This window comes from Bradyrhizobium ottawaense, from assembly GCF_900099825.1.
Taxonomy (GTDB): domain Bacteria; phylum Pseudomonadota; class Alphaproteobacteria; order Rhizobiales; family Xanthobacteraceae; genus Bradyrhizobium; species Bradyrhizobium ottawaense_A.
This window is the reverse complement of record NZ_LT629693.1, coordinates 7,447,978-7,472,713: the sequence shown is the minus strand read 5'-3', so window position 1 is coordinate 7,472,713 and position 24,736 is coordinate 7,447,978. Positions and strand designations below refer to the sequence as shown.

General features: G+C 63.5%; 25 protein-coding genes and 1 tRNA gene. 3 read left to right on the top strand and 23 right to left on the bottom strand.

Annotation, left to right across the window (positions count from 1 at the left end):
• Positions 1-11: 11 nt before the first annotated feature.
• The 20 genes from BLR13_RS35270 to BLR13_RS35175 all read right to left on the bottom strand — a co-directional run bounded on the left by BLR13_RS35270 (position 12) and on the right by BLR13_RS35175 (position 19,285).
• Entirely contained in the window at positions 12-1,682 is a 1,671-nt protein-coding gene (locus tag BLR13_RS35270; protein WP_074832628.1) for a ribonuclease J, read from the bottom strand.
• A complete protein-coding gene (locus tag BLR13_RS35265) occupies positions 1,682-2,494 on the bottom strand; it encodes a biotin--[acetyl-CoA-carboxylase] ligase (protein ID WP_074832626.1) in 813 nt (270 codons plus the stop codon). The genes BLR13_RS35270 and BLR13_RS35265 overlap by 1 nt, the downstream gene beginning before the upstream one ends.
• Complete coding sequence (gene nuoN, locus BLR13_RS35260) at positions 2,494-3,930, bottom strand: NADH-quinone oxidoreductase subunit NuoN (protein WP_074832623.1); 1,437 nt, start codon at positions 3,928-3,930, stop codon at positions 2,494-2,496. Before nuoN ends, BLR13_RS35265 begins: the two co-directional genes overlap by 1 nt.
• A gap of 12 nt (positions 3,931-3,942) precedes the next feature.
• On the bottom strand, positions 3,943-5,454 hold the full coding sequence (locus tag BLR13_RS35255; RefSeq protein WP_074832622.1) for an NADH-quinone oxidoreductase subunit M: 1,512 nt from the start codon (positions 5,452-5,454) through the stop codon (positions 3,943-3,945).
• Positions 5,454-7,526: an NADH-quinone oxidoreductase subunit L gene (gene nuoL, locus BLR13_RS35250; RefSeq protein WP_074832619.1), complete on the bottom strand. Its 2,073-nt coding sequence runs from the start codon at positions 7,524-7,526 to the stop codon at positions 5,454-5,456. Before nuoL ends, BLR13_RS35255 begins: the two co-directional genes overlap by 1 nt.
• A gap of 8 nt (positions 7,527-7,534) precedes the next feature.
• The gene (gene nuoK, locus BLR13_RS35245; protein WP_074832616.1) at positions 7,535-7,843 is read right to left on the bottom strand and encodes an NADH-quinone oxidoreductase subunit NuoK; all 309 of its coding nucleotides are present in this window, start codon (positions 7,841-7,843) and stop codon (positions 7,535-7,537) included.
• Positions 7,840-8,481, bottom strand: a complete 642-nt coding sequence (locus BLR13_RS35240) for an NADH-quinone oxidoreductase subunit J (protein WP_074832614.1) — start codon at positions 8,479-8,481, stop codon at positions 7,840-7,842. Before BLR13_RS35240 ends, nuoK begins: the two co-directional genes overlap by 4 nt.
• Before the next feature lie 9 nt (positions 8,482-8,490).
• Positions 8,491-8,985, bottom strand: a complete 495-nt coding sequence (nuoI, locus tag BLR13_RS35235) for an NADH-quinone oxidoreductase subunit NuoI (protein ID WP_074832611.1) — start codon at positions 8,983-8,985, stop codon at positions 8,491-8,493.
• Positions 8,986-8,992: 7 nt separating this feature from the next.
• Positions 8,993-10,063, bottom strand: a complete 1,071-nt coding sequence (nuoH, locus tag BLR13_RS35230; protein ID WP_074832609.1) for an NADH-quinone oxidoreductase subunit NuoH — start codon at positions 10,061-10,063, stop codon at positions 8,993-8,995.
• Between the two features lie 10 nt (positions 10,064-10,073).
• The gene (gene nuoG / locus BLR13_RS35225) at positions 10,074-12,149 is read right to left on the bottom strand and encodes an NADH-quinone oxidoreductase subunit NuoG (protein ID WP_074832606.1); all 2,076 of its coding nucleotides are present in this window, start codon (positions 12,147-12,149) and stop codon (positions 10,074-10,076) included.
• A gap of 7 nt (positions 12,150-12,156) precedes the next feature.
• Positions 12,157-12,645, bottom strand: coding sequence for a hypothetical protein (locus tag BLR13_RS35220; protein WP_143039880.1), 489 nt, complete (start codon positions 12,643-12,645; stop codon positions 12,157-12,159).
• Between the two features lie 5 nt (positions 12,646-12,650).
• A complete protein-coding gene (nuoF, locus tag BLR13_RS35215; protein ID WP_074832598.1) occupies positions 12,651-13,976 on the bottom strand; it encodes an NADH-quinone oxidoreductase subunit NuoF in 1,326 nt (441 codons plus the stop codon).
• 19 nt (positions 13,977-13,995) lie between these two features.
• Positions 13,996-14,211 (bottom strand): hypothetical protein, encoded by a 216-nt coding sequence (locus BLR13_RS35210; RefSeq protein ID WP_074832595.1) that lies wholly within the window; start codon positions 14,209-14,211, stop codon positions 13,996-13,998.
• The gene (gene nuoE / locus BLR13_RS35205; protein ID WP_074832593.1) at positions 14,208-14,819 is read right to left on the bottom strand and encodes an NADH-quinone oxidoreductase subunit NuoE; all 612 of its coding nucleotides are present in this window, start codon (positions 14,817-14,819) and stop codon (positions 14,208-14,210) included. Before nuoE ends, BLR13_RS35210 begins: the two co-directional genes overlap by 4 nt.
• Positions 14,820-14,830: 11 nt before the next feature.
• A complete protein-coding gene (locus tag BLR13_RS35200; RefSeq protein WP_074832590.1) occupies positions 14,831-15,793 on the bottom strand; it encodes an FkbM family methyltransferase in 963 nt (320 codons plus the stop codon).
• Positions 15,790-16,980, bottom strand: a complete 1,191-nt coding sequence (locus BLR13_RS35195) for an NADH-quinone oxidoreductase subunit D (RefSeq protein ID WP_074832587.1) — start codon at positions 16,978-16,980, stop codon at positions 15,790-15,792. The genes BLR13_RS35200 and BLR13_RS35195 overlap by 4 nt, the downstream gene beginning before the upstream one ends.
• A gap of 2 nt (positions 16,981-16,982) precedes the next feature.
• A complete protein-coding gene (locus BLR13_RS35190) occupies positions 16,983-17,594 on the bottom strand; it encodes an NADH-quinone oxidoreductase subunit C (RefSeq protein ID WP_074832584.1) in 612 nt (203 codons plus the stop codon).
• Positions 17,595-17,606: 12 nt separating this feature from the next.
• Entirely contained in the window at positions 17,607-18,200 is a 594-nt protein-coding gene (locus BLR13_RS35185; RefSeq protein WP_074832581.1) for a NuoB/complex I 20 kDa subunit family protein, read from the bottom strand.
• Positions 18,191-18,556 (bottom strand): NADH-quinone oxidoreductase subunit A, encoded by a 366-nt coding sequence (locus tag BLR13_RS35180; protein WP_074832577.1) that lies wholly within the window; start codon positions 18,554-18,556, stop codon positions 18,191-18,193. The genes BLR13_RS35185 and BLR13_RS35180 overlap by 10 nt, the downstream gene beginning before the upstream one ends.
• A gap of 216 nt (positions 18,557-18,772) precedes the next feature.
• Positions 18,773-19,285 (bottom strand): MarR family winged helix-turn-helix transcriptional regulator, encoded by a 513-nt coding sequence (locus BLR13_RS35175; protein ID WP_074832574.1) that lies wholly within the window; start codon positions 19,283-19,285, stop codon positions 18,773-18,775.
• Positions 19,286-19,445: 160 nt separating this feature from the next.
• Between BLR13_RS35175 and BLR13_RS35170 the strand changes: the two genes are divergently transcribed.
• The gene (locus BLR13_RS35170) at positions 19,446-20,636 is read left to right on the top strand and encodes an aromatic ring-hydroxylating dioxygenase subunit alpha (RefSeq protein WP_074832822.1); all 1,191 of its coding nucleotides are present in this window, start codon (positions 19,446-19,448) and stop codon (positions 20,634-20,636) included.
• Positions 20,637-20,675: 39 nt separating this feature from the next.
• Positions 20,676-21,968 carry a spinster family MFS transporter gene (locus tag BLR13_RS35165; RefSeq protein WP_074832571.1) on the top strand — a complete coding sequence of 431 codons (1,293 nt, stop codon included), beginning with the start codon at positions 20,676-20,678 and terminating at the stop codon, positions 21,966-21,968.
• Between the two features lie 24 nt (positions 21,969-21,992).
• Here BLR13_RS35165 and BLR13_RS35160 read toward each other — a convergent pair whose 3' ends face one another.
• Both BLR13_RS35160 and BLR13_RS35155 read right to left on the bottom strand, forming a co-directional pair.
• Positions 21,993-23,087 carry a TRAP transporter substrate-binding protein gene (locus BLR13_RS35160; protein ID WP_079587305.1) on the bottom strand — a complete coding sequence of 365 codons (1,095 nt, stop codon included), beginning with the start codon at positions 23,085-23,087 and terminating at the stop codon, positions 21,993-21,995.
• Positions 23,088-23,093: 6 nt separating this feature from the next.
• Complete coding sequence (locus tag BLR13_RS35155; protein ID WP_074832568.1) at positions 23,094-24,119, bottom strand: TRAP transporter substrate-binding protein; 1,026 nt, start codon at positions 24,117-24,119, stop codon at positions 23,094-23,096.
• A gap of 211 nt (positions 24,120-24,330) precedes the next feature.
• On the opposite strand from BLR13_RS35155, the gene BLR13_RS35150 reads away from it, so the two are divergent.
• A complete protein-coding gene (locus BLR13_RS35150; RefSeq protein WP_074832565.1) occupies positions 24,331-24,525 on the top strand; it encodes a hypothetical protein in 195 nt (64 codons plus the stop codon).
• 80 nt (positions 24,526-24,605) lie between these two features.
• Here the strand turns inward: BLR13_RS35150 and BLR13_RS35145 are convergent.
• Positions 24,606-24,682: transfer RNA gene (locus BLR13_RS35145), tRNA-Asp, on the bottom strand.
• Positions 24,683-24,736 lie beyond the last annotated feature (54 nt).

The window sequence follows — 24,736 nt, the reverse complement described above, 5'->3', positions numbered from 1 at the left end:
TAACTGTTTTCTCAGACTGTCAAAACATGAACGAGGCAGATCGGCTTCTTGCCCCAGTGCTCGTTGATGACGGATCGTACCGCACGGCGCACCGACTCCGCCATCGCGTCCGGATCGCGCCGGCGCGCCTTCGGCAGGCTTTCGACCGTCGAGACCACAACGTCGAACACGATCTCGTCGATAACCTCGCCGGCCGCATTCTTCTCGGGGATGCCGACGAGATCAACCTCGGGATCGTCGGACAGCTCGCCTTTTTCGGTCACCACGATCGCCACAAAGGCGCAGCCGGCAAATGCCAGCCGCCGCCGTTCGACCACGGCGCGCGACTTGGAATCCTCCAGAATGGTGCCGTCCTTGTAGAGCCGGCCCGACGGTATCTGGTCGATGATGCCGGGGTCGCCGGGCCCGAGCTTGACCAGGTCGCCGTTGCGGCAGATCAGCACTTTTGGAACGCCGGCGGTGCGCGCCAACTTGGCATGCTCGTGCAGATGCAGGGGCTCGCCATGGACGGGGATCAGGAGCTGCGGCCGCACCCACGAGATCATGTCACGCAGCTCGTCGCGGCGCGGATGGCCGGAGACATGAACGAGGTCAGTGCGGTCGGTGATGACCTCGATGCCCTGGGTGACCAGACCATTGATGATCGCCCCCACCGCCTTCTCGTTGCCAGGGATGGTGCGCGAGGAGAAAATCACGCAATCACCCTTGTTCAGGGTCACCTGCGGATGGTCGTCATTGGCGATCCGCGCCAGCGCCGCGCGGGCCTCGCCCTGGCTGCCGGTGCACAGCGCCAGCACCTTGTCGGGCGGGAAATGGCCGTAGAGATCGGCGCCGCGAAAATTCTGCACGCCGTCGAGATAACCGGTCTCACGGGCGACTTGCACCACCCGCTCCATGGCACGGCCAACCACCACCACCTCGCGATCGGCGGCCTTGGCGGCATCCGCCACGGCCTTGAGGCGGGCGACGTTGGAGGCAAAGGTGGTGACGGCGACGCGGCCCTTGGCGGCTTTCACCAGCTTGGTAATGGTGGCGGCGACCTCGGTTTCCGAAGGCGAGCGCCCTTCCCGCACCGCGTTGGTGGAATCGCCGATCAGCGCCAGCACGCCGGCATCGCCGAGCTCGCGCAGGCGCCGCTCGTCGGTCGGCAGGCCAATGATCGGCGTCGGGTCGATCTTCCAGTCGCCGGTATGCAGCACGGTGCCGACCGAGGTGTGGATCGCCAGCGCATGCGATTCCGGAATTGAATGCGCCACGGGGATGAATTCGACATTGAACGGCCCGAGATCGATGCGGCCGCCCGACGGCACCACCGTGACCGGGATTTTGGGCGCATTGCGCTCGGCGGCGCATTTGGCCTCGAACAAGGCGGCGCTGAACTTGGTCGCGTAGATCGGACATTGCAGCTTCGGCCAGAGATCGATGATGGCGCCGAAATGGTCCTCATGGGCGTGCGTCAGCACCAGGCCCATCAGGTTCTTGCGCTCCTTCTCCAGGAAGCGGATGTCGGGCATGATCAGGTCGATGCCCGGCAGATGCTCCTCGTCGCCAAAGGAGACGCCGAGATCGACCGCGAGCCAGGACCGCTGGTGGCGGTTGCCGAGCCCGTAGATCGACAGGTTCATGCCGATCTCGCCGACGCCGCCGAGCGGCGCAAAGGTCAGTTCATCCGGCCGCGCCATCACGCTGCTCCCACGGAAGCTGCCGCGCCGAAATAAACCTCGCCCGCGGCGATCGGCATGCGCTTGCCCTCCGCCGTGCGGACGATCAGGCAGCCGGTCTCGTCGATGGTATCGAATGTACCCTCGATCGACATGGTTCCGGTATTGATGGCGACCCGCTCGCCAAGCCCGGCGGCGCGTTCCAGCCACAACTTGCGGATCTCGGAAAACCCTCGGCCATTGTCCCAGATGCCACGGAATTCGACCCAGGCGTCCGACAACGCCGAAAACAGCTCCTCCGCGCCGACATGGACGCCGAGCGCGGATAGCGAGGTCGCCGGCGTCGGCGTGCCCTCGGGCGCCCCCACCACATTGGTGCCGATGCCGACCACGACCGCGAGGCGGTCGCCGGGCACGGCTTCGGCCTCCAGCAGGATACCGGAGAGCTTTTTCTGCCCGGCCAGCACGTCGTTGGGCCACTTCAGGGAGTATTTCAATCGATCCGATCCGGCCAACCGCAGGTTGGCCTCTATGCTGAGCTTCTGTAGCGCGCTTTCGAGCGAAAGGCCCGCTGCAAAGCCCAGCGTGGCCGCAACCGATGGCGATACGTCGATGATTTCAAGCACGCTGCTGGCGAGGTTACCACGCGGCGCGATCCAGGCGCGCTGCCGGCGTCCCCGTCCCGCCGTCTGTTCCGAGGTGACGAACCAGGCCGGGCCGCGCTCGCCGTCGCGCGCGCGCGACATGGCTTCCGCATTGGTCGAACCGGCCTTGTCGAAGGCAAAGAGGCGGTAGCCCGCCGATGTGGCTCGGGGACCGAGCGCGAACGGCATCAAAAAAGCGACTTCGCCGCGACCGTGGCGACACTGACCAGCGGCCCCGGATAGACGAAGAAGAAGATGTTGAAGAGACCGGCAACCGCCAGCACGGTGCCAAGCTCGACCCGCATCGGGTCGAGCGCCGGCAGCGGCTCGTCGAAATACATCACCTTGATGATGGTGAGATAGTAAAACGCGCCGACCACGCTGGAGAGCACGCCGATGACAGCGAGCGTGAACAAATGCGCGTTGATCGCGGCAACGAACACGTACCATTTGGCAAAGAAGCCCGCGAGCGGCGGCACGCCGGCCAGCGAGAACAGCAGCATCATGAAGAAGAAGGCAAGCAGCGGGTTGGTGCGCGACAGCCCAGCAAAATCGCTGATCTGCTCCACCGCCTGGCCGTTGCGCTTCATGGTCAGGATCACCGCAAAGGTGCCGAGCGTCATCGCGACATAGATCGCTATATAGACCAGCACGCCCTGCGCGCCCTCGACGGTGCCGGAGGCGAGGCCGACCAGCGCGAATCCCATGTGGCCGATCGACGAATAGGCCATCAGGCGCTTGATGTTCTTCTGCCCGATGGCGGCGAACGAGCCCAGCACCATCGAGGCGATCGCCACGAACACGATGATCTGCTGCCATTGCGAGACGATACCGGGAAACGCGGTCAGCGCTACACGGGTGAACACCGCTAGCGCCGCCACCTTCGGCGCCGAGGCAAAGAACGCCGTCACCGGTGTCGGCGCGCCCTCATAGACGTCGGGCGTCCACATGTGGAACGGCACGGCGGAGACCTTGAAGCAGAGACCCGCCAGCAGGAACACGATGCCGAAAACGATACCGATGCTGCCGGTGGTCGCCGCCGCGGCGATGCCGGCAAAGCTGACGGTGCCGGTGAAGCCGTAGATCAGCGAGGCGCCGTACAGCAGCATGCCCGAGGACAGCGCGCCGAGGACGAAATATTTCAGGCCGGCTTCGGTCGACTTGGCGTTGTCGCGGTTGCTGGCGGCGACCACGTAGAGCGCAAGGCTCATCAGCTCGAGCCCGAGATAGAGCATGATCAGGTCGGCGGCCGAGATCAGCACCATCATGCCGAGCGTCGAGAGCAGCACCAGGATCGAAAATTCGAAGATCCGCCGCGACGGATCCGACAGGAACTCCGTCGCCAGGATCAGGGTCACGCCCGAGCCAATCAAAGCGAGGATCTTCAGGAAGCGGGCGAAATCGTCGACGATGAAGCTGCCGCCGAAGGTCACGAGCTTGCCGGCCGGCAGCATCAGTTCCAGTGCGCCAACGAGCACGAGCAGGCACACCGCGAGCGTGGTGACGAGCCGGGTCGTCCCCTGCCCGCGATAGGCGCCTACCATCAGCAGTACCATCGCGCCGAACGCCAGCACGAGCTCCGGCAGCACCGGCTGCAACTGATATCCTGCACTCGAAAAGCTCATGGGGCGGAGGCCTTAGTTGATCAACGCGGCTGCCTTCACGGCAGTCACGGCGGTGTTGTAATTATTGACGAGTTGCTGAACCGAGGCCGCCGACATGTCGAGTACCGGCTTCGGATAGACGCCGAACAGGATGGTGAGCGCGACCAGCGGGAACAGCAAAAGGCTCTCGCGGAAGGTCAGGTCCTTGATGCTGGCCAGCGACGGCTTGGTCAGCGCCCCGAACACGACTTTCCGGTAGACCCACAGCGCATAGGCCGCCGACAGGATCACGCCCAGCGTCGCGAACGTCGCGGTCGGGATCGAGACCTTGAAGGTGCCGATCAGCGTCATGAATTCGCCGACGAAGCCGGATGTGCCGGGCAGCCCGACATTGGCCATGGTGAACACCATGAACACCAGCGCGTAGAGTGGCATCCGGTTGACGAGGCCGCCATAGGCCGCGATTTCGCGGGTGTGCATGCGGTCGTAGACGATTCCCACACACAGGAACAGCGCGCCGGAGACGATGCCGTGCGAGATCATCTGGAACACGCCGCCGGCTACGCCCTGCGTGGTGGCGGCGAAGATGCCCATGGTGACGAAGCCCATATGGGCCACCGACGAATAGGCAATCAGCTTCTTGATGTCTTCCTGCATCAGCGCCACCAGCGAGGTGTAGATGATGGCGATCGCCGATAGCGAGAAAATCAGCGGCGCGAAATCATGCGACGCCAAGGGGAACATCGGCAGCGAGAAGCGCAGAAAGCCGTAGCCGCCCATCTTCAGCAGGATCGCGGCCAGTACCACCGAGCCCGCGGTCGGCGCCTCGACGTGGGCATCGGGCAACCAGGTGTGCACCGGCCACATCGGCATCTTCACCGCAAACGAGGCAAAGAACGCCAGCCATGCCCAGGTCTGCAAGCTACGCGGCACCGCGGTGTGCATCAGCGTCGGAATGTCCGTCGTCCCGGCGTTCCAGTACAGCGCCATGATGGCGAGCAGCATCAGCACCGAGCCGAGCAGCGTGTAGAGGAAGAACTTGAACGAGGCGTAGACCCGGCGCGGGCCGCCCCAGACGCCGATGATCAGGAACATCGGGATCAGGCCGCCTTCGAAGAACAGATAGAACAGCATCAGATCGAGCGCCGAGAAGGTGCCGATCATCAGCGTTTCCAGCAGCAGGAACGCCATCATGTATTCGCGCACCCGCAGCGTGACCGACTTCCAGCTCGCGAGGATGCAGAACGGCATCAAGGCGGTGGTCAGGATCACGAACGGCAGCGAAATGCCGTCGACACCCATGTGGTAGGTGATGCCGGAGGCCAGCCAGCTCGCCTTCTCGACGAACTGGAAGTCCGGCTGCGCCGGATCGAAGCGCAAGACCAGTATCAGCGAGACCACGAAGGTGATCAGCGTGGTCCACAGCGCAATCCAGCGCGCCGTGCGGTTCGCCGCCTCGTCCCCGCCCCGCGCGAGCAGGTAAACCAGGACCACGCCGACGATCGGCAGGAAGGTGACGACGGAAAGGATAGGCCAGGTTGTCATTACTGGCCTCCCAAGCCGAACATGAACCAGGTGATCAGGCCGGCCACGCCAATCAGCATCGCAAAGGCGTAGTGATAGAGATAGCCGGTCTGGATTTTGACGACGTTGCGGGTGATGTCGAGCACGCCCGCCGACACGCCATCGGGCCCGAAGCCGTCGATGAGGGAGCCGTCGCCCTTTTTCCAGAGAAAGCGACCGAGCCACTTGGTCGGGCGGACGAAGATGAACTCGTACAGCTCGTCGAAATACCATTTGTTGAGCAGGAACTGGTAGAGCATCTGGTGCTGATTGGCGAGTTCGACCGGGAGGTAGGGCCGGCGAATGTAGAACAGCCACGACACCACGAAGCCCACCGCCATCATGACGGTCGGCAGGAAGGCGATGCTCTCGGGGATGTGGTGCATCTCCTCGATGATGTGCGGGCTCATCTTCAGCGACTCGCGGAAGAATTCCTCCACGCCGTGGCCGGCGAACAGTTCCTTGAACGGGAAGCCGGCCAGGATCGATCCGGCGGCGAGGATGCCGATCGGGATCAGCATCCACAGCGGCGCTTCGTGCGCGGCCTCGTAATGCTCCTGATCGTGCGGTTCGCCGTGGAACGTCTTGAAGATCAGGCGCCACGAATAGAACGAGGTCAGGCCGGCCGCGATCACCGTCATCAGGAAGCCGTAGAACGCGAGCGGATTATGCGAGGCGTATGCGGACTCGATGATCGCGTCCTTGGAGAAATAGCCGGCGGTGAGCGGGAAGCCGGTCAGCGCCAGCGTGCCGATCACCATCACGATATAGGTGAAGGGAATCCGGTCCTTCAGCCCGCCCATGTTGCGGATGTCCTGCTCGTGGTGCATCGCGTAGATCACCGAGCCTGAGCCCAGGAACAGCAGCGCCTTGAAGAAGGCGTGGGTGAACAAATGGAACATGCCGACCGAATAGGCCCCTGCTCCCATCGCCACGAACATGTAGCCGAGCTGCGAACAGGTCGAGTAGGCGACGATGCGCTTGATGTCGTTCTGCACGAGGCCGACGGTGGCCGCAAAGAACGCGGTGGTGGCGCCGAAGAACATCACCACGGCCTGCGCATTCGGTGCGAGTTCAAACAGCGGCGACAGCCGCGCCACCATGAAGACGCCGGCGGTGACCATGGTCGCGGCATGGATCAGCGCCGAGACCGGGGTTGGGCCTTCCATCGCGTCCGGCAACCAGGTGTGCAGCAGGAACTGGGCGGATTTGCCCATCGCGCCCATGAACAGCAGCAGGCAGATCAGGGTCAGCGCATCGGCGTGCCAGCCGAAGAAATCGATGGTCTTGCCTGATAGTCCCTGCGCACCCGCGAAGATGGTCTCGAAGTCGGTCGAGCCGATCAGCGCGAAGATCGCGAAAATGCCGAGCGCGAAGCCGAAGTCGCCGACGCGGTTGACCACGAAGGCCTTGATCGCCGCCGCATTCGCCGACGGCTTCTGGTACCAGAACCCGATTAGCAGATAGCTCGCCAGACCGACGCCCTCCCAGCCGAAGAACAGCTGGACCAGATTGTCCGCGGTTACCAGCATCAGCATCGCGAAGGTGAACAGGCTGAGATAACCGAAGAACCGCGGCCGGTACGGATCCTCGTCCATGTAGCCGATGGAATAGAGGTGAACGAGCGAGGAGATGGTGTTGACCACCACCAGCATCACGGCGGTCAGGGTATCGACGCGCAGCGCCCAGGAGATCTGCAGGTCGCCGGAACTGATCCAGGGGAACAGCGCGATCCGCGCGTCGTGGTGCATGAAGCCGACATCGACCAGCGTTACCCAGGACAGTGCCGCCGAAATCATCAACAGGCAGGTCGTGATCAGCTCCGCCGCGCGCGAACCCTGCGCCGGCGGCTCGGAGACGTGATGGTCGTCGTGGCCATGGTCATCATGGCCATCGTCGTCATGGGCGGCCGCGGCATGCGCGTCGGCGCCATGCCCGTCGTCGTGATGCTCGACCACATCGCCGCTCGGGTTGCGCGCATGCGCCCCGAAAATGGCGATCAGGCCGGCCAGGATGGCGCCCAGCAGCGGCAGAAAGACAATTGCTTGAATCATAATTGCCCTTAGCCCTTCATCAGATTGACGTCTTCAACCGCGATCGAACCGCGGTTGCGGTAATAGACCACCAGTACCGCAAGACCGATCGCGGCTTCGGCCGCCGCCACCGTCAGCACCAGAAGCGCGAACACCTGGCCGACGATGTCGCCGAGGAAGGTCGAGAACGCCACCAGGTTGATGTTGACGGCGAGCAGGATCAGCTCGATCGACATCAGGATCACGATGATGTTCTTGCGGTTGAGGAAGATGCCGAGGATCCCGAGCGTGAACAGGATGGCGCCGACCGCGAGATAGTGTCCAAGACCGATCGTCATTGCACCCACTCCGCCGCGTCCGCGTCCTGCAGCCCCTGCCCCGACGCCACGTTCTTGCGCAACGCCATCGCCAGCTCCGGCGTCCGCGCGTTCTGCACGTTGATGTCCTGCCGCTTGATGTTGGCCTTGTGGCGCAGCGTCAGCACGATGGCGCCGATCATCGCGACCAGCAGCACCATGCCCGAGAGCTGGAAGTAGTGGATGTACTTGGTATAGAGCACCAGCCCGAGCGCCTCGGTGTTGCTGACATTGGCCGGGATCGCCGCCGTGATCGTCTTGGTGGTAGCGGGATTGATGACCCAGCCGCCGCCGACCAGCAGCAACTCGACGAGGAAGATCGCGCCGATCACCAGACCAATCGGCAGGTATTCCAGAAAGCCCTCGCGCAGTTCGACGAAGTCGACGTCGAGCATCATGATCACGAACAGGAACAGCACCGCGACCGCGCCGACATAGACGACGACCAGGATCATCGCCAGGAACTCGGCGCCCATCAGGATGAACAGGCCGGAGGCGTTGACGAAGGCCAGGATCAAAAACAGCACGGAGTGCACGGGATTGCGCGAGACAATCACCATCACCGCCGACGCCACGCAGATGCCGGCAAACAGATAGAAGAACAGCGCGGGAAGGATCATGCCCTCACCTCACCGGTACGGCGCGTCGAGTTCGATTGATTTCGCAAGCTCGCGCTCCCATCGGTCGCCGTTGGCGAGCAGTTTCGCCTTGTCATAATAAAGTTCCTCGCGGGTCTCGGTCGCGAATTCGAAATTCGGTCCCTCGACGATGGCATCGACCGGACAGGCCTCCTGGCACAGGCCGCAATAGATGCATTTCACCATGTCGATGTCATAGCGCACGGTGCGGCGGGTGCCGTCGTTGCGGCGCGGGCCGGCCTCGATCGTGATCGCCTGCGCCGGGCAGATCGCCTCGCACAGCTTGCAGGCGATGCAGCGTTCCTCGCCGTTCGGATAGCGGCGCAGCGCATGCTCGCCACGGAAGCGCGGCGAGATCGGCCCCTTCTCGAACGGATAGTTCAGCGTCGGCTTCGGCTTGAAGAAATAGCGCATGGCGAGGAAGAACGCCGATACGAACTCGGTCAGCAGAAGCGAGCGGGCGGTTGCGTTGATATTGACACTCATAGCGACCTCATTTCGGTGCGATCCCGGCGAACTGCAGGACACCGGCGACGATCACCACCATCGCCAGCGACAGCGGCAGGAACACCTTCCAGCCGAGCCGCATCAGTTGATCGTAGCGGTAGCGCGGCACGATCGCCTTAGCCATCGCAAACATGAAGAACATGAAGAAGACTTTCAGCGCGAACCAGATCACGCCGGGCACCCAGGTAAACGGCGGCAGCGCGATCGGCGGCAGCCAGCCGCCGAGGAACAGGATCGTCGCCATCGCGCACATCGTGGTGATCGCGACGTATTCGCCGAGCATGAACAGCAGATACGGCGTCGAGCCGTATTCGACCATGAAGCCGGCCACTAGTTCCGATTCCGCTTCGACCAGGTCGAACGGCGGGCGGTTGGTTTCGGCCAGCGCCGACACGTAGAACACCACGAACATCGGGAACAACGGCCACACATACCAGTTCAGGATAGTGAGCTGCGGCAGGCCGATCAGGCTGGCGAACCCGCGGGTGTTCTGGGCCTCGACCACGGCCGAGAGATTGAGCGAGCCGGCGCAGAGCAGCACCGTGATGATGACGAAGCCGATCGAGACTTCGTAGGACACCATCTGCGCCGCGGAGCGAAGCGCGGCCAGGAACGGATATTTCGAGTTAGACGACCAGCCGGCCATGATGATGCCGTAGATCGACAGCGATGAGATCGCGAAGATGTAGAGCACGCCGACATTGATGTCGGAGATCACCCAGCCGAGATTCATCGGGATCACGGCCCAGGCGGCCAGCGCCAGCACGCAGGACACCAGCGGCGCCAGCAGGAACACGCCCTTGTTGGAACCCGACGGGATGATCGGCTCCTTCAGCACGAACTTGAGCAAGTCGGCGAAGGATTGCAGCAGGCCGAACGGGCCCACCACGTTGGGCCCGCGGCGGATCTGCACCGCCGCCCAGATCTTGCGGTCGGCGAGCAGGATGTAGGCGATCGCGATCAGGAGCACGACCAGCAGCAACACGCTCTCCGCGATCATGATGATCAGCGGCCAGAGGAAGCCGGTCCAGAACGCGCTTGCGAAGAATTCAGCCATCAGGTCACGCTCACTCCGCTGCCGTCAGCATTTGCCCGGACGCCAGCCGGGAACATTCCGCCATCACCGCCGACGCCCGTGCGATCGGGTTGGTCAGGTAAAAGTCCTCGACCGCGGTCTTGAACGGGGTCTTGTCCACGCTGCCGCCCTTGCCCGCCAGCGCCTTGACGTCGTCGGCCTTGCCGGGCTCGATCTGGTCGAGCCGCATCAAATGCGGCGCGACCTTGAAGATGGCCTGGCGCAGCGCCTGCAACGAGTCGTAGGGCAGCTTCTTGCCCAGCACGTCGGACAGCGCGCGGATCACCGCCCAGTCCTCACGCGCCTCGCCGGGCGGGAACGCCGCGCGGTTGGCGATCTGCGCCCTGCCCTCGGTGTTGACATAGATGCCGGACTTTTCGGTATAAGCCGCACCCGGCAGGATGACGTCGGCGCGATGCGCGCCGCGGTCGCCATGGGTGCCAATATAGACCACGAAAGTGCCGTCGGGCACCTTGACCTCATCGGCGCCGAGCAAAAACAGCACGTCGAGCGTGCCGAAGGTGGTCATCTGCGCCAGGCTGAGGCTGCCGCTGCCGGCCGCAAAGCCGATATCGAGCGCGCCGGTGCGGGACGCGGTGTCCTGCAGCACGGCAAAACCGTTCCAGCCGTCCTTGAGCGCGCCGAAATCGGCCGCGATCTTCGCCGCCAGCGCCAGCACCGCAGCCCCGTCATGGCGCGCCAGCGAACCGGCGCCGACCAGCACGATCGGCTTCTTGGCGCCCTTCAGCACGTCGGCAAAGGCATTCTTGCCGGCGGCGAGTTCGCTGAGAGAATCCGTGCCCGCGCCGAGATAGTCGTAATCGTAGGTCATGTCGGCCTTGGCGCCGATCACGCCGACCTTGAGCTGGCCCGAGCGCCAGCGCTTGCGGATCCGGGCGTTGAGAACGGCGGCTTCCTTGCGCGGGTTGGAACCGATGATCAGGAGCGCGTCGGCCTGCTCGATGCCGGCGATGGTCGGGTTGAAGATGTAGGAACCACGGCCCAACTTCGTATCGAAGGCGTCGCCGCCCTGCACCGCCAGATTGGACGAGCCGCATTTCGCCAGCAGTTCCTTCAGCGCGAACATCTCTTCGACCGCGGCGACGTCGCCGGCAACCGCGCCGATGCGCTTGCCGTCGATCCGGCCGGCCTTGGCGGCAATCGCGGCAAAGGCTTCCGGCCAGGAGGCGGCGCGGAGCTGGCCGTTCTCACGGATATAGGGCCGGTCGAGCCGCTGGGTGCGCAGGCCATCGACGATGTGGCGGGTCTTGTCGGAAATCCATTCCTCGTTCACGGCCTCGTTGATGCGCGGCAGGATCCGCATCACTTCGCGGCCGCGGGTATCGACGCGAATGGCCGAACCGACGCCGTCCATGACGTCGACCGACTGGGTCTTGCCAAGCTCCCACGGGCGCGCCGCGAACGCATACGGCTTCGAGGTCAGCGCACCGACCGGGCAGATGTCGACCAGATTGCCCTGCAATTCGGAGGTCAGCGCCGATTCCAGATAAGTCGTGATCTCCATGTCCTCGCCGCGGCCGGTCGCGCCCATTTCCGGCGCGCCGCAGACTTCGGCGGAGAAGCGGACGCAACGCGTGCACTGGATGCAGCGGTTCATCGAGGTCTTGACCAGCGCGCCGAGATACTTGTCCTCGACTGCGCGCTTGTTCTCGGCGAAGCGCGAGGTATCGACGCCGTAGCCCATCGCCTGGTCCTGCAGGTCGCACTCGCCGCCCTGGTCGCAGATCGGGCAATCCAGCGGGTGGTTGATCAGCAGGAACTCCATCACGCCTTCGCGGGCCTTCTTGACCATCGGCGAACGCGTCGAGATTTCCGGCGGCTCGCCCTTCGGACCCGGACGGCAATCACGCACGGCCCAGGCGCAGCTCGCGACCGGCTTCGGGCCGCCCTTCACCTCGACGAGGCACATCCGGCAATTGCCGGCGATCGACAGCCGTTCGTGGTAGCAGAAGCGCGGAATTTCGGCGCCTGCGGCCTCGCACGCCTGCAGCAGCGTGTATTCCGCGGGGACATCGATCTCTTTGCCATCGACGATGAGTTTGGTCATTGCGATCTCAGGTCTTTCCCAGCTTGCAGTCTGGCGGTGTAACGCTGGCGGTCTTCATGGACGTCTTGACCCATTGCTGGGTCTCGGTGCCGTAGGTGGCGAGATAGGCCGGCTGCGCCGCGTTCTTCTCGCACAGGAACGGCAGATGCGGTTTCAAATCGTAATCGCAGGAGGCCTGCCATTCGCGCTTGTCGGCGAATGCGGCAATCGTCTCCTCGCAGGCGTAGAGGAAATACGTGACGAAACTCTCGTACTGGACCTGCTCGTCGCGACCGGCCGCCCTGATCCTGTCGTAGTCAGGATAGGAGAACTTCGGATTCTTGAACGCCAGATCGGTGTAGCCCAGAAACGCCGCCCGCGCGCTGGCGGCGCGGTTGTTGGTCCGGATCTCGTTGATCTGGATCAGGATCGCAACAAAGCCGAGCAGCGCCACGGTCGCCTGCGCCATCTGCGCCAGCGTCCCGTATTTCTGCCACCAGAAGCTCGGTTGCGACATCACCATCACTCCGCCGCCACCATGTTGACGGGGTCGAGTATGCCGGCATCGTCAATGTCGGCCTTGTGCGAATACTGGTCGATACGCTCTTCGATCTCGTGACGGAAATGCGCGATCAGGCCCTGGATCGGCCAGGCCGCCGCATCGCCGAGCGCGCAGATGGTGTGGCCTTCGACCTGCTTGGTTACTTCCAGCAGCATGTCGATCTCGCGCTTGTGGGCGCGGCCGTCGGCCATGCGGGTCAAAACCCGCCACATCCAGCCGGTGCCTTCGCGGCACGGCGTGCACTGGCCGCAGCTCTCGTGCTTGTAGAAATAGGAGATGCGCGCGATCGCCCGGATCAGGTCGGTCGACTTGTCCATCACGATGACGGCGGCGGTACCGAGGCCGGAGCGCAGCTTGCTCAGGCTGTCGAAATCCATCGGCGTGTCGATGATCTGCTCGGCGGGCACCATGCGCACCGACGAACCACCGGGGATCACCGCCTTGAGATTGTCCCAGCCGCCGCGAATGCCGCCGCAATGGCGCTCGATCAATTCGCGGAACGGAATCCCCATCGCCTCTTCGACGTTGCAGGGCCGCTCGACATGGCCGGAAATACAAAACAGCTTGGTGCCGACATTGTTGGGCCGGCCGATGGCGGCAAACCACGCCGCGCCGCGCCGCAGGATGTCCGGTGCCACCGCGATGGATTCGACGTTGTTGACGGTGGTCGGGCAGCCGTAAAGGCCGACATTGGCCGGGAATGGCGGCTTCAGGCGCGGCTGGCCCTTCTTGCCCTCGAGGCTCTCCAGAAGTGCAGTCTCTTCGCCGCAGATATAGGCGCCGGCGCCATGCGCGACGTAGATGTCGAACGGCCAGCCGTTGATGTTGTCCTTGCCGACCAGCCTGGCCTCATAGGCCTGGTCGATCGCGGCCTGCAGATGTTCCCGCTCGCGAATGAATTCGCCGCGGACATAGATGTAGCAGGCATGCGCGCCCATCGCGAAGCTTGCGATCAGGCAGCCTTCGACCAGGAGATGCGGATCGTGCCGCATGATCTCGCGGTCCTTGCAGGTGCCGGGCTCGGACTCGTCGGCATTGACCACCAGATAGCTCGGCCGCCCGTCGGTGGACTCCTTCGGCATGAACGACCATTTCAGCCCGGTCGGAAAGCCCGCTCCGCCGCGCCCGCGCAGGCCGGAGGCCTTCATCTCGCTGATGATCCAGTCGCGGCCCTTGTCGATGATCCCCTTGGTGCCGTCCCAGGCGCCACGCCGGCGCGCGCCCTCGAGGCCCCAGTCGTGGAGGCCGTAGAGGTTTTTGAAGATGCGATCCTTGTCGTCGAGCATGACTGGGAACTTCCTGGGATCAACGATTGGATTGGGCGTAAGCGAGACCCGCGGCGCAGCCGCCGAAGGTCACCGCCCACAACAGGCTGGATTCCAGCGTCGCGCTCAACGCGTAACGCTGCAGCAGAAAAATGAACGTCGCCGCCGCCACGGCGTGCAGGCCGATATAGCGCCAGTTCTTCATCGCGCTGCCCTTCCCCGGCCGGTTTGCGGACAATATGCCGTCGCGCGTCATGTGGATTCCTTCAGCGTCGTCGGGCCACCCACCGGCGCGGAGAACTGACGGTCGATCTGCGGGCCCGGCTTCGGCGGATTGCCGGAAGCGAAACCATCAAGCACCTTGCCGAAGTTTTCCTTGGTCAGGTCCTCGTAGGTGTCCTTCCAGATCAGCACCATCGGCGCGTTCACGCAGGCACCGAGGCACTCGACCTCTTCCCAGCTGAAATTGCCGTCCTTCGACAGATGGAAGGGATCGTGGTGGATCCGGCTCTGGCACACCTCGATGATATCAGCCGCGCCGCGCAGGCGGCACGGCGTGGTGCCGCAGACCTGGACGTGGGCTTTCTTGCCGACCGGCTGCAGCTGGAACATGGTGTAGAAGGTCGCCACTTCCAGCACGCGGATATGGGGCATGTCGAGCAGGTCGGCGACGGCGCGGATCGCCGCTTCCGAAACCCAGCCCTCGTGCTGTTCCTGCACGCGCCACAGGATCGCGATCACCGCCGACGCCTGACGACCGGGCGGATATTTGGCGATCTGCGCTTTCGCCCAGGCGAGATTCTCGTCCGAGAACGTGAAATTCGCGGGCTGCAATTCCTTCGGTGCGAGGCGGCGGACGGACATCGTTCAGTCTCTCATTGCGCGCGGCGCGCGGCTTTCGCATTGAGCGCATTGATCCGGTCGAGCCAGAATGCGCTTGCGGTGCCGAACACGTTGTAGCCGACGTGGGTTGAAACCTTGATGCGATCGAGGATCGAAAGCTCGGTCACGGTTTCAAGGCGATTGCTGCGCGGATCGAAGACGATCAGCGTCAGCGGGGTCTGTTCGAGGATGTAGCGCGACACGGTATGCCGGGCATCGTTGCCATGCTCCTCGCACAACAGGACGCTGTCGCCCTGCATCAGGCGGGCGCCCCCCTTCATGGCCTCGATCTCGACGCCCTCGACGTCGAGCTTGATCAGGTATTTGCCGTTTGCGGCGATCTTGCCGTCATCCAGCAGATTGTCGAGCGCGAGGACCGGCACTTCCTCGCCGCCGGACTGGTCGCCGGCGATGCTGAACGCCTCATGCTTGGTGCCGGAAAGGCGCGCGGTGCCGCGCGCGGACCCGATCGCGCACTTCAAGACTTCGAAGCGATTGCCGTTGATTTTGGCGTTGTTGGCGAGCTTCGGGTAATTCTGCCCCGACGGTTCGATCGCGATCGCCTTGTGCGAACCGAACGGCTTGCTCGAGACCAGCACCGACCAGTAGCCGTAGTTGGCGCCGCAATCGAGCAGCGTGTAATCGATATCGGCGGAATCCCTGAACAACAGTTCGAGTTCATTCTCGTAGCTGAAGTTGCGGTTGAGCAACTTGCTCCAGTAGCCGTCGCCGTAGGGAAACTCGAAGACCGCATCGGGGTTGAGCCTGACCTGGATGCCGCGCTCGGTCAGCGCCTTGCGCAGCAGATTGGCGCAGAGATTGTAGCCGCGATGCGAGAAGTTCGCGCCCACCTTGGAGCCCAGCGTCAGCGCGACCGCGGCCAAACGCTCCCATGCGTTCGCGCCTTCGAGCACGCCCGACACCCGGTCAAACTGGATGGGCGCCTGCGCCGTCACCGATCGACCTCTCCGAACACGATATCGAGCGAACCGAGGATGGCTGAAACGTCGGCCAGCAGATGGCCCTTGCAGATGAAATCCATCGCCTGCAGATGGGCAAAGCCCGGCGCGCGGATCTTGCACTTGTAGGGCTTGTTGCTGCCGTCGGCGACCAGATAGACGCCGAACTCGCCCTTCGGCGCCTCGACCGCGACATAGACTTCGCCGGCCGGTACGTGAACGCCTTCGGTGTAGAGCTTGAAGTGATGGATCAGCGCTTCCATCGAGCGCTTCATCTCGCTACGGCGCGGCGGCGCGATCTTGTTGTCGTCGACGACGACCGCTCCCTGCCCGTCCGGCGCGCGCAGCTTCTGGATGCATTGCTTCATGATCCGCACCGACTGCCGCATCTCTTCCATGCGGATGCAGTAGCGGTCGTAGCAATCGCCGTTCTTGCCGATCGGAATGTCGAAATCCATTTCGGCGTAGCATTCGTAAGGCTGCGACTTGCGCAGGTCCCAGGCGGCGCCCGAGCCGCGCACCATCACGCCTGAGAAGCCCCACTCCCACGCCTGCTTCAGCGACACCACGCCGATGTCGACGTTGCGCTGCTTGAAGATGCGGTTGCCGGTCAGGAGCGTTTCGAGGTCGGCGACGACCTGCAGGAACGGATCGCACCAAGCATCGATATCGTCGATCAGCTTCGTCGGCAGGTCCTGATGCACGCCGCCGAGGCGGAAATAGGCCGCATGCATGCGCGAGCCCGAGGCGCGCTCGTAGAACACCATCAGCTTTTCGCGCTCTTCAAAACCCCACAGCGGCGGGGTCAGCGCGCCGACGTCCATCGCCTGCGTGGTGACGTTGAGCAAGTGAGAGAGAATGCGGCCGATCTCGCAATACAAGACGCGGATCAACTGGCCGCGGCGCGGCACCGTGATGCCGAGCAGCTTTTCCGCCGCGAGACAGAACGCGTGCTCCTGGTTCATCGGCGCGACATAATCGAGCCGGTCGAAATATGGGATCGCCTGCAGATAGGTCTTCTGTTCGATCAGCTTTTCGGTGCCGCGGTGAAGCAAGCCGATATGCGGATCGACGCGCTCGACCACTTCGCCGTCCAGTTCAAGGACGAGACGCAGCACGCCATGGGCCGCCGGATGCTGCGGCCCAAAGTTGATGGTGAAATTACGCAGGTTCTGTTCGTTCATGGTCAGGCCTTCGGCTCAGCCTTCTCATCGCCCGGCAGCAGATAGTCCGCGCCTTCCCAAGGCGAGAGGAAATCGAATTTGCGGAATTCCTGGTTGAGGCGGACCGGCTCGTAGAGCACCCGCTTCTCCTGGTCGTCGTAGCGGACCTCGACGAAACCGGTGAGCGGAAAGTCCTTGCGCAGCGGATGGCCGTCGAAGCCGTAATCGGTCAGGAGCCGCCGCATGTCGGGATGGCCGGTGAAGATCACGCCGTAGAGGTCGTAGCACTCGCGCTCGAACCAGTCGGCGCCGGGAAACACGTCGATGATCGACGGCACCTGCGTGGTCTCGTCGGCTTCGGCCCGCAGGCGGATGCGCGCGTTCAGCGTCGGCGACAGCAGGTGGTAGACCACGTCGAAGCGCTTCTCGCGGCCGGGATAATCGACCGCGGTGACGTCGGTGAAGTTGACGAAGCGGCAGTTCGGATCGTCGCGCAGGAATTTCACGACGTCGACGATCTTGCCCGCTTCCACCGTGACGGTGAGCTGGTTGAACGCGACCGAATGGGCGCTGGCGGCACCCGGAAGCGCGCTAACAATCGTCTGCCCCAAGGCGTCGAGCTTGCCGTCGTCCATTAGCTTAAAACCTTAGCGTTCGATGGTCCCGATGCGCCGGATCTTCTTCTGCAGCAGCAGCACGCCGTACAGCAGCGCTTCCGCCGTCGGCGGGCAGCCGGGCACGTAGATGTCGATCGGCACGATACGGTCGCAGCCGCGCACGACCGAGTAGGAATAGTGATAGTAGCCGCCGCCATTGGCGCACGACCCCATCGAGATCACGTAGCGCGGCTCGGGCATCTGGTCGTAGACCTTGCGCAACGCCGGCGCCATCTTGTTGGTCAGCGTGCCCGCGACGATCATGACGTCGGACTGCCGCGGCGAAGCGCGCGGCGCGAAGCCGAAACGCTCGACGTCGTAGCGCGGCATCGACACCTGCATCATCTCGACCGCGCAGCAGGCCAGACCGAAGGTCATCCACATCAGCGAGCCGGTGCGCGCCCAGGTGATCAGGTCGTCGGTGGCCGCGACGAAGAAGCCCTTGTCCGAGAGCTCGTGGTTGACCTCGAGGAAATACGGATCGTTAGCGCCGACCGGCCGGCCGGTGGCGGGATCGAGAATGCCCTTCGGCGCCGGCGCGATCGCCGGCGAAGACGCTGCAGTGACTGTGGGGCTCAATCCCATTCGAGCGCGCCTTTCTTCCATTCATAGGCAAAGCCGACCGTCAGCACGGCCAGGAACACCATCATCGACCAGAATCCGGTGGCGCCGAGCTTGCCGAATGCCACCGCCCACGGGAACAGGAACGCCACTTCGAGGTCGAAGATGATGAAAAGGATCGCGACCAGATAGAAGCGGACGTCGAACTTCATGCGGGCGTCGTCAAAAGCGTTGAATCCGCATTCATAGGCGGAGAGCTTTTCCGGATCCGGCTGCTGGAACGCGACGATGAACGGGGCAATCAGCAGTACCAGACCGATGAGGGCCGCCACCCCGATAAACACCACAAGTGGAAGGTAATTCTGCAGGATGCCGTTCATCGGCGGTGCCTTTTCCTGCGGTTTCGGACAGCCGCAGATTCGCTGATTGGAATTATTCTTGAGGCTTAGCGCAGCGCAACAGAGGGCGCAAGACAAGCTATCTTGACGCTTTCATCGGCCGATCCGGCGCCGGGACAACCCGAAAAAGTGGCGTGTTCCTGCCGTCACCAACCAGCGCGAGGGGCATTGTCCGCTGCCCGAAATTCGGGCCTGACGTCAGCTCAAATCCTTCTCGGCGGCGAGCATTTGGGCAGCGGTCGCGGTCAGGCGATCGATTTGCCGCAGCAGCGCCTCCAGATCTTCCTTGCTGAGCAGTTCCAGCAGCCGCCGGTTTCGCTCCTGTGCGCCCGCCACAATAACATCATGAGCGGCGAGCCCGGCCTTGGTCAGGCAAACCAGCGTCTCCCGGTTATCCCGGGGGTTGTCGGCCTTGGCGACCAGCTTGCGCGACACCAGTTCGGCCAAGGCCCGGCTGATCTGGCCCTTGTCCATGCCGACTGCCTCGGCCAACCGGGCAACGCTCATCGGCGGATGCCGTCCGAGCGAGGCCACCAGGCCGAACTCGACCGAAGACAGCCCGGCCAGCCGCTTGTAGCGCAGGATCGCGCCGCGCTTGAGCAGGTTGGCCAGCACCATCAGCCGCGACGACATCATCGCGGTAATCGGCGCCAACTCCTCGGCGTTCCCGGCCGCGGGCGGAGGCGTCTGTTTCTTCGCTTTCTGGCTCATCACCAAATCTCTGCCAACAAAGCGCGCCCCTGCCAAGGAAACCGAAGCCTACCACGAGATCGTTGACAATGTCATCGATCTCGATTTGACTTTGATCAGATTTGACTTGGATCAATCGTCAAGCGACCGCGGCGCCAAAGCCGTGGCGGGAGGAACCGGCATGAACATTACCCAGCGGGATCGCGATCGCGGGACCGGCTACGCCATGAAGCCGTCCACCACCCGGACCGAACTGACGTCGGTCGGCCGCGGCACACCGATGGGCGAACTGCTGCGGCGCTACTGGCACCCGATCGGCCTCGTCACCGACGCCACCGATATCCCCAGAAAAGTGCGCGTGCTGGCTGAGGATCTGGTGCTTTTCCGCGACAAGCACGCCCGGGTCGGCCTGCTGCACGCCCGCTGCTGCCACCGCGGCACCACGCTCTATTACGGCAAGGTCGAGGAAGACGGCATCCGCTGCTGCTACCATGGCTGGAAGTTCGACACCGAAGGCCATTGCCTCGAACAGCCCTGCGAACCCGACGGCGGCCAATTCAAGGACAAGGTGCGCCAGCCCTGGTACCCGGTGCAGGAGCGCTACGGCCTGATCTTCGCCTATCTCGGGCCATCCGAGAAAAAGCCGGTGCTGCCGCGCTACGAATGCCTGGAGAACATGGACGACGGCGAGTTCGTCGAGGCCGACGATTCCTCCATTGGCGGCGGCGGCCCGGCCGTCATTCCCTGCAACTGGCTGCAGCATTTTGAAAATGTGGTCGATCCCTACCACGTGCCGGTTCTGCACGGATCCTTCTCGGGCCCCCAGTTCACCAACATGATGGCCTCGATGCCGGAGGTGAAATTCGAGACCTCGCCGCGCGGCGTCACCGTGCGGTCGATCCGGCAGCAGGACGACGGCAAGGTTTTCTACCGGGTGACGGAAGCCGCCCTCCCCACGCTGCGCGTGGTGCCGAACCCGCGCGTGGCGCAGTTCGCCCGCGTCGAGTCGATCGGCTGGACGCTGCCGATCGACGACACCTCGTTCCGCATCTATGTCGCCGGCCGGGTCAAGCAGTCGGGCGACATCGGCCGGATGCGCTCGAAATTCAACGGCAAGTTCTGGTGGGACATGACCGAACAGGAACACCAGCAATTCCCCGGCGATTACGAGGCGCAGACAGGCCAGGGGCCGGTGACGCTGCATTCGGAAGAGCACTTTGGTCAGAGCGACCGCGGCATCCTGATGATCCGCCGCCTGCTGGGCGACCAGCTCGCGGCCATGGAAGAGGGGCGCGATCCCGCAGGGGTCACGTTCGATCACGAGGCTCCCCCGGTCGAATTCGAGGCGGGGAATTTCATTCGCGAGGCGTGACGGGATCGAATCAGCCAAAGATAGTCCGAGGGGGAAACCATGGTCGATTTTGCGCCGCGGGTAGCGGCAGAGGTGAATGCCGCTGCCAAACCCTCGATGCGCCGGTATTACGTCCTTGGCGTCCTGACCGTCGTCTACGCGCTGAACTTCCTCGACCGCACCATCTTCAACGTCCTGATCGAGCCGATCAAAAAGGAGTTTGCGCTCAGCGACACCATGATGGGCCTGCTCGCGGGCTTCGGCTTCGTGCTGTTCTATTCACTGGTCGGGATTCCGATTGCGCGCGTCGCCGACCGGATCAACCGTCGCAACATCGTGGCCGCAGCGTTCGCGTTCTGGAGCGCGATGACGTTCCTGTGCGGCATGGCAACCAGCGTCACCAGCCTGGCGCTCGCCAGAATGGGCGTCGGCATCGGCGAATCCGCCAGCAGTCCGGCTTCGCAGTCGTTGATCGCCGATCTCTTCGCCAAGAACGAGCGGCCGCGGGCGCTCGGCATCTTCGCGATCGGCACCTATCTCGGCATCTTCCTCGGCTATTTCATCGGCGGCTATGTCAACCAGCACTACGGCTGGCGCATGGCCTTCTTCACCGCCGGCCTGCCCGGCATCGCGCTCGCCGCCGTGCTGTGGCTGACGATCTCCGAGCCGAAGCGCGGCGCCATGGCGGAGACGTTCACGCCGGAGCCGCTCGGGCCGACGCTTCGGTTCCTCGCCTCGCAACAGAGCTTCGTCATCGTGCTGATCGGCTTTTGCCTCACCACCTACACCAACTACGCCACCGCGGCCTGGATCCCGCCGTTCCTGGCGCGGGTGCATCATCTGTCCAGCGCCGAGATCGGCACCTATGCCGGCACCTTCAAGGGGCTGTTCGGGATGGCCGGCACGCTGGTCGGCGGGCTCGTGGTGGCGCGGATCAGCCAACGCGACGATCGCTGGAAATTATGGGCGCCGGCGATCACGTCATTCCTTGCCGGCCCGGTGTTTGCCGTCTGCATGCTGACGCAGGATTTTACGACCATGGTCGCGGCGTTGTCGCTGACCTCGTTCCTGGTCGGCTTTCATCTTGGGCCGATCTTTGCGATCGCGCAGACCGTGGCGCGCCCCAGCATGCGAGCGCTGGCGTCCGCCATCATCGCCCTGACCGCGACCTGCTTCGGCCAGGGCGTCGGTCCGCTCGCCGTCGGCATGATCAACGACGCGCTGAAGAACGATTATGGCGCCAACGCCGTGCGCTATTCGCTGCTGTCGGCCGCGGTCACCACCTCGGTCGGCGCGCTGTTGTTCATCTTGGCGGTGCGGACGATCCGCGAAGATATCAAGCGGGCGAGTTGAGGCAGCGCATTTTCCAAGACGTGCTCAGCCGAGCTTGCCGACATGCCCTTCGAGCAGGGACCAGCACTTGGCGCCGAGTTTCTCTTTCCAGACGGCATACACAGGGGCCATGCGGGCGCGGAACAGCTCCTGGTCCACGTCGTTGAACACCATGCCACGCTCGGTCAGCGTCTTGCGCAGGCCGCCGTTGAATGCCCCCTGTTCTTCGCGCTGCAGGCGCACGTACTTGGTGGCGTTGCGCTCAATCACAGCCTGGATATCGGCCGGCAGCTTCCGCCAGAGAGCGAGGTTGGCCATCAGGTTGAAGCCCGACCACATGTGGTTGGTCATGGCCATGTACTTCTGCACTTCGTAGAGCTTGAACACCTCCGTAACGGCCAGGGGATTTTCCTGGGCGTCGACCTTGCCGTCCTTGAGCCCGCCATAGATCTGGTTGACGTTGATTGTCACAGGCTCGGCACCGAGCGCCTTGAACGTGTCGGTGAACATCTGCCCGGCAGGCAAGCGGATGCGGATGCCGTCGAAATCCTTTGGAACCAGAATCGGCCGACTGGTGGTCGACGTCTGGCGCATGCCATTGTCGAAGGCCATCACCGGGAAGCCGTGCAAACCCTTTGCCGCCATTTCTTCGCGCAGATAGACGCCGAGCGCACCGTCCGCGGCGGCGTGAGCGTCGCTCGCCGTCTTGAAAGCGAACGGCACCTGCTGCACTTCAGCGACTGGCACCGACTGGCCGAGAATGCCGCCCATCAGCGTGAAGAAGTCGAGCTCGCCGGAGATCACCATCTTGAGAGCAGCCGGGTCCGAGCCCTGAATGCCCGCATTCTCCGCAAATACCTCGGTGTCGACTCGGCCATTGGTCTCCGTCTTCACCGCCGCCCACATCTCGACCAGCCGCTTGTGCAGCGGGCTTGAGAGGGCCTGATTATGGAATTGGCGGAACTTGAAGTCCGCGGCAAGACCGGACCGGCTAAAGATCGTGAGTGAGCCCAGCGCGGCGGCTCCCCCTATCACCGCACGGCGGCTCGACATTGTCGGCATGGCATTTTCTCCCTTTAGCCAAAGTTGCAGGCCATTCTTGATGACGAGATCCGGCAGGACCGTGGGCTTCGCGCGCACGCGCCCTCAGGTCAGCTTGCCCGTATATTTCTCGAGCTGCGTCCAGGCCTGCTCGCCATAGGTCTTCTGCCACTGCGTGTAGAAGCCAGCCTTCACCAGCGCCGCCCTGAACTGCACCGGATCGGGCGTGTTGAAGGTCATGCCCTTGGCCGTCAGTTCGGCCTGCAGCGAGCGGTCCATCTCGACGAGATCGGCGCGCTCCTTGACCGCAGCCGCATCGAAATTGCTGCTGACGATTTCCTGCAGATCCGCGGGCAACGCCGCCAGCGCGCGGCGGTTGGCGACGATCCAGTAGCCGCTCCAGCAATGGTTCGACAGCGCGCAGTATTTCTGCACCTCGTACAGCTTGCCGGTCGACACCTGCGCCAGCGGGTTCTCCTGCCCCTCGACGATGTGGGTCTGCAGCGCCGAGTAGAGTTCGTTGTAGCTGATGCTCGACGGCAGCGCGCCGAGCCCGGAGAACAGCGATGTCAGCAATGCCGTGACGGGCACGCGAATCTTGAATCCCCTGAGATCGTCGACGCTGTTGAGCTGCCGGCTCGACGACGAGGTGATCTGCCGAAAACCGTTGTCCCAGATCTTCTTCATCGGAACGATCCCGGCCTTGCCGATGGCCTCGCGCACGACCTCACCGACGCCGCCGTCCATCGCCGCCCATACCTGGTCATAGGACTGGAACGCGAAGCCGATGCTCGGCAGGCCTGACATCGGCACCAGGATTGACAGCGTGAGACTAGGCACCGCCAGCAGTTCGATACCGCCGGAGCGGACCTGCGACAGCATCTCGGGATCGCCGCCGAGCTGGCTGTTGGAAAACACGGTGACATTGAGCCGGCCCGACGATTGCGCGCCGATCGCCCTGGCCGCCTCGGTCAGCCTGATCGTCAGCGGATGGGTTTCCGGCGTATTGACGCCGAGCTTGAAGTCGAACTCGGCGGCGGCAGCTTTGGCGGGTTGGCCGAGGATCGCGGTGGCCCAAGTGGCGGAAGCCGCGCCGAGCAGGCCCCGGCGGGTGAGTTTCGTTGTTTTCATTATTGTTTTTCTCCCGAGCGCCGTTACCGCGCCTGAGAACATTTTCGGCCGATCTGCGACCTTGCGCAAGCCGGGCAAGAAACGGGCAAGAAATCTGGCCAAAAAGCCACAGATGAAACCATTTTGAGGAAGGCGCGAAACCATCCTGAAACAGTGTGGGCGTACGTCTCTTCCCAACAGAGGGCGGCATTGGCGCCCCGGGGAGGCTCTCATGAACCACTCAATTCACTCTGCAGACCGCAGCACGCACCTGAAGATTGTGGTCGTCGCGCTCGTCGCAGGCATCGCGGTGGCGGCTTTCGGTATCTCGGCACGCACCGGTTCGGATTTCACACAGACCGCCCATGTCACGAAGGCGGGCAAGCCGGTGGTTGTCACCAGCTCGGACGTGTCGTTGGTCCGCTAAACGATAATGATTTGACCGGAATAAAAACGGCCGCCCGATGGGCGGCCTTTTCCGTTTGCGCTGTTAAGCCATTGAAATAATGGCGCGAGAGACGGGACTCGAACCCGCGGCCTCCGCCGTGACAGGGCGGCGCTCTAACCAACTGAGCTACTCCCGCGGATGCCGTAATCAACTCGTGATCCGCGCAGGACCGAGGGCATAAAGGCCTGCC

Coding starts and splice junctions, on each gene's coding strand:
- nuoE (WP_074832593.1), bottom strand. CDS start 14,819: ATGTCCGTCCGCCGCCTCGCACCGAAGGAATTGCAGCCCGCGAATTTC.
- BLR13_RS35265 (WP_074832626.1), bottom strand. CDS start 2,494: ATGCCGTTCGCGCTCGGTCCCCGAGCCACATCGGCGGGCTACCGCCTC.
- BLR13_RS35195 (WP_074832587.1), bottom strand. CDS start 16,980: ATGAACGAACAGAACCTGCGTAATTTCACCATCAACTTTGGGCCGCAG.
- BLR13_RS35150 (WP_074832565.1), top strand. CDS start 24,331: ATGAACCACTCAATTCACTCTGCAGACCGCAGCACGCACCTGAAGATT.
- BLR13_RS35155 (WP_074832568.1), bottom strand. CDS start 24,119: ATGAAAACAACGAAACTCACCCGCCGGGGCCTGCTCGGCGCGGCTTCC.
- nuoG (WP_074832606.1), bottom strand. CDS start 12,149: ATGACCAAACTCATCGTCGATGGCAAAGAGATCGATGTCCCCGCGGAA.
- BLR13_RS35210 (WP_074832595.1), bottom strand. CDS start 14,211: ATGACGCGCGACGGCATATTGTCCGCAAACCGGCCGGGGAAGGGCAGC.
- BLR13_RS35220 (WP_143039880.1), bottom strand. CDS start 12,645: ATGTCGCAACCGAGCTTCTGGTGGCAGAAATACGGGACGCTGGCGCAG.
- BLR13_RS35175 (WP_074832574.1), bottom strand. CDS start 19,285: ATGAGCCAGAAAGCGAAGAAACAGACGCCTCCGCCCGCGGCCGGGAAC.
- nuoN (WP_074832623.1), bottom strand. CDS start 3,930: ATGAGCTTTTCGAGTGCAGGATATCAGTTGCAGCCGGTGCTGCCGGAG.
- BLR13_RS35165 (WP_074832571.1), top strand. CDS start 20,676: ATGGTCGATTTTGCGCCGCGGGTAGCGGCAGAGGTGAATGCCGCTGCC.
- nuoF (WP_074832598.1), bottom strand. CDS start 13,976: ATGCTCGACGACAAGGATCGCATCTTCAAAAACCTCTACGGCCTCCAC.
- BLR13_RS35240 (WP_074832614.1), bottom strand. CDS start 8,481: ATGATCCTTCCCGCGCTGTTCTTCTATCTGTTTGCCGGCATCTGCGTG.
- nuoL (WP_074832619.1), bottom strand. CDS start 7,526: ATGATTCAAGCAATTGTCTTTCTGCCGCTGCTGGGCGCCATCCTGGCC.
- BLR13_RS35170 (WP_074832822.1), top strand. CDS start 19,446: ATGAACATTACCCAGCGGGATCGCGATCGCGGGACCGGCTACGCCATG.
- BLR13_RS35180 (WP_074832577.1), bottom strand. CDS start 18,556: ATGAACGGCATCCTGCAGAATTACCTTCCACTTGTGGTGTTTATCGGG.
- BLR13_RS35255 (WP_074832622.1), bottom strand. CDS start 5,454: ATGACAACCTGGCCTATCCTTTCCGTCGTCACCTTCCTGCCGATCGTC.
- nuoK (WP_074832616.1), bottom strand. CDS start 7,843: ATGACGATCGGTCTTGGACACTATCTCGCGGTCGGCGCCATCCTGTTC.
- BLR13_RS35190 (WP_074832584.1), bottom strand. CDS start 17,594: ATGGACGACGGCAAGCTCGACGCCTTGGGGCAGACGATTGTTAGCGCG.
- BLR13_RS35270 (WP_074832628.1), bottom strand. CDS start 1,682: ATGGCGCGGCCGGATGAACTGACCTTTGCGCCGCTCGGCGGCGTCGGC.
- nuoH (WP_074832609.1), bottom strand. CDS start 10,063: ATGGCTGAATTCTTCGCAAGCGCGTTCTGGACCGGCTTCCTCTGGCCG.
- BLR13_RS35185 (WP_074832581.1), bottom strand. CDS start 18,200: ATGGGATTGAGCCCCACAGTCACTGCAGCGTCTTCGCCGGCGATCGCG.
- nuoI (WP_074832611.1), bottom strand. CDS start 8,985: ATGAGTGTCAATATCAACGCAACCGCCCGCTCGCTTCTGCTGACCGAG.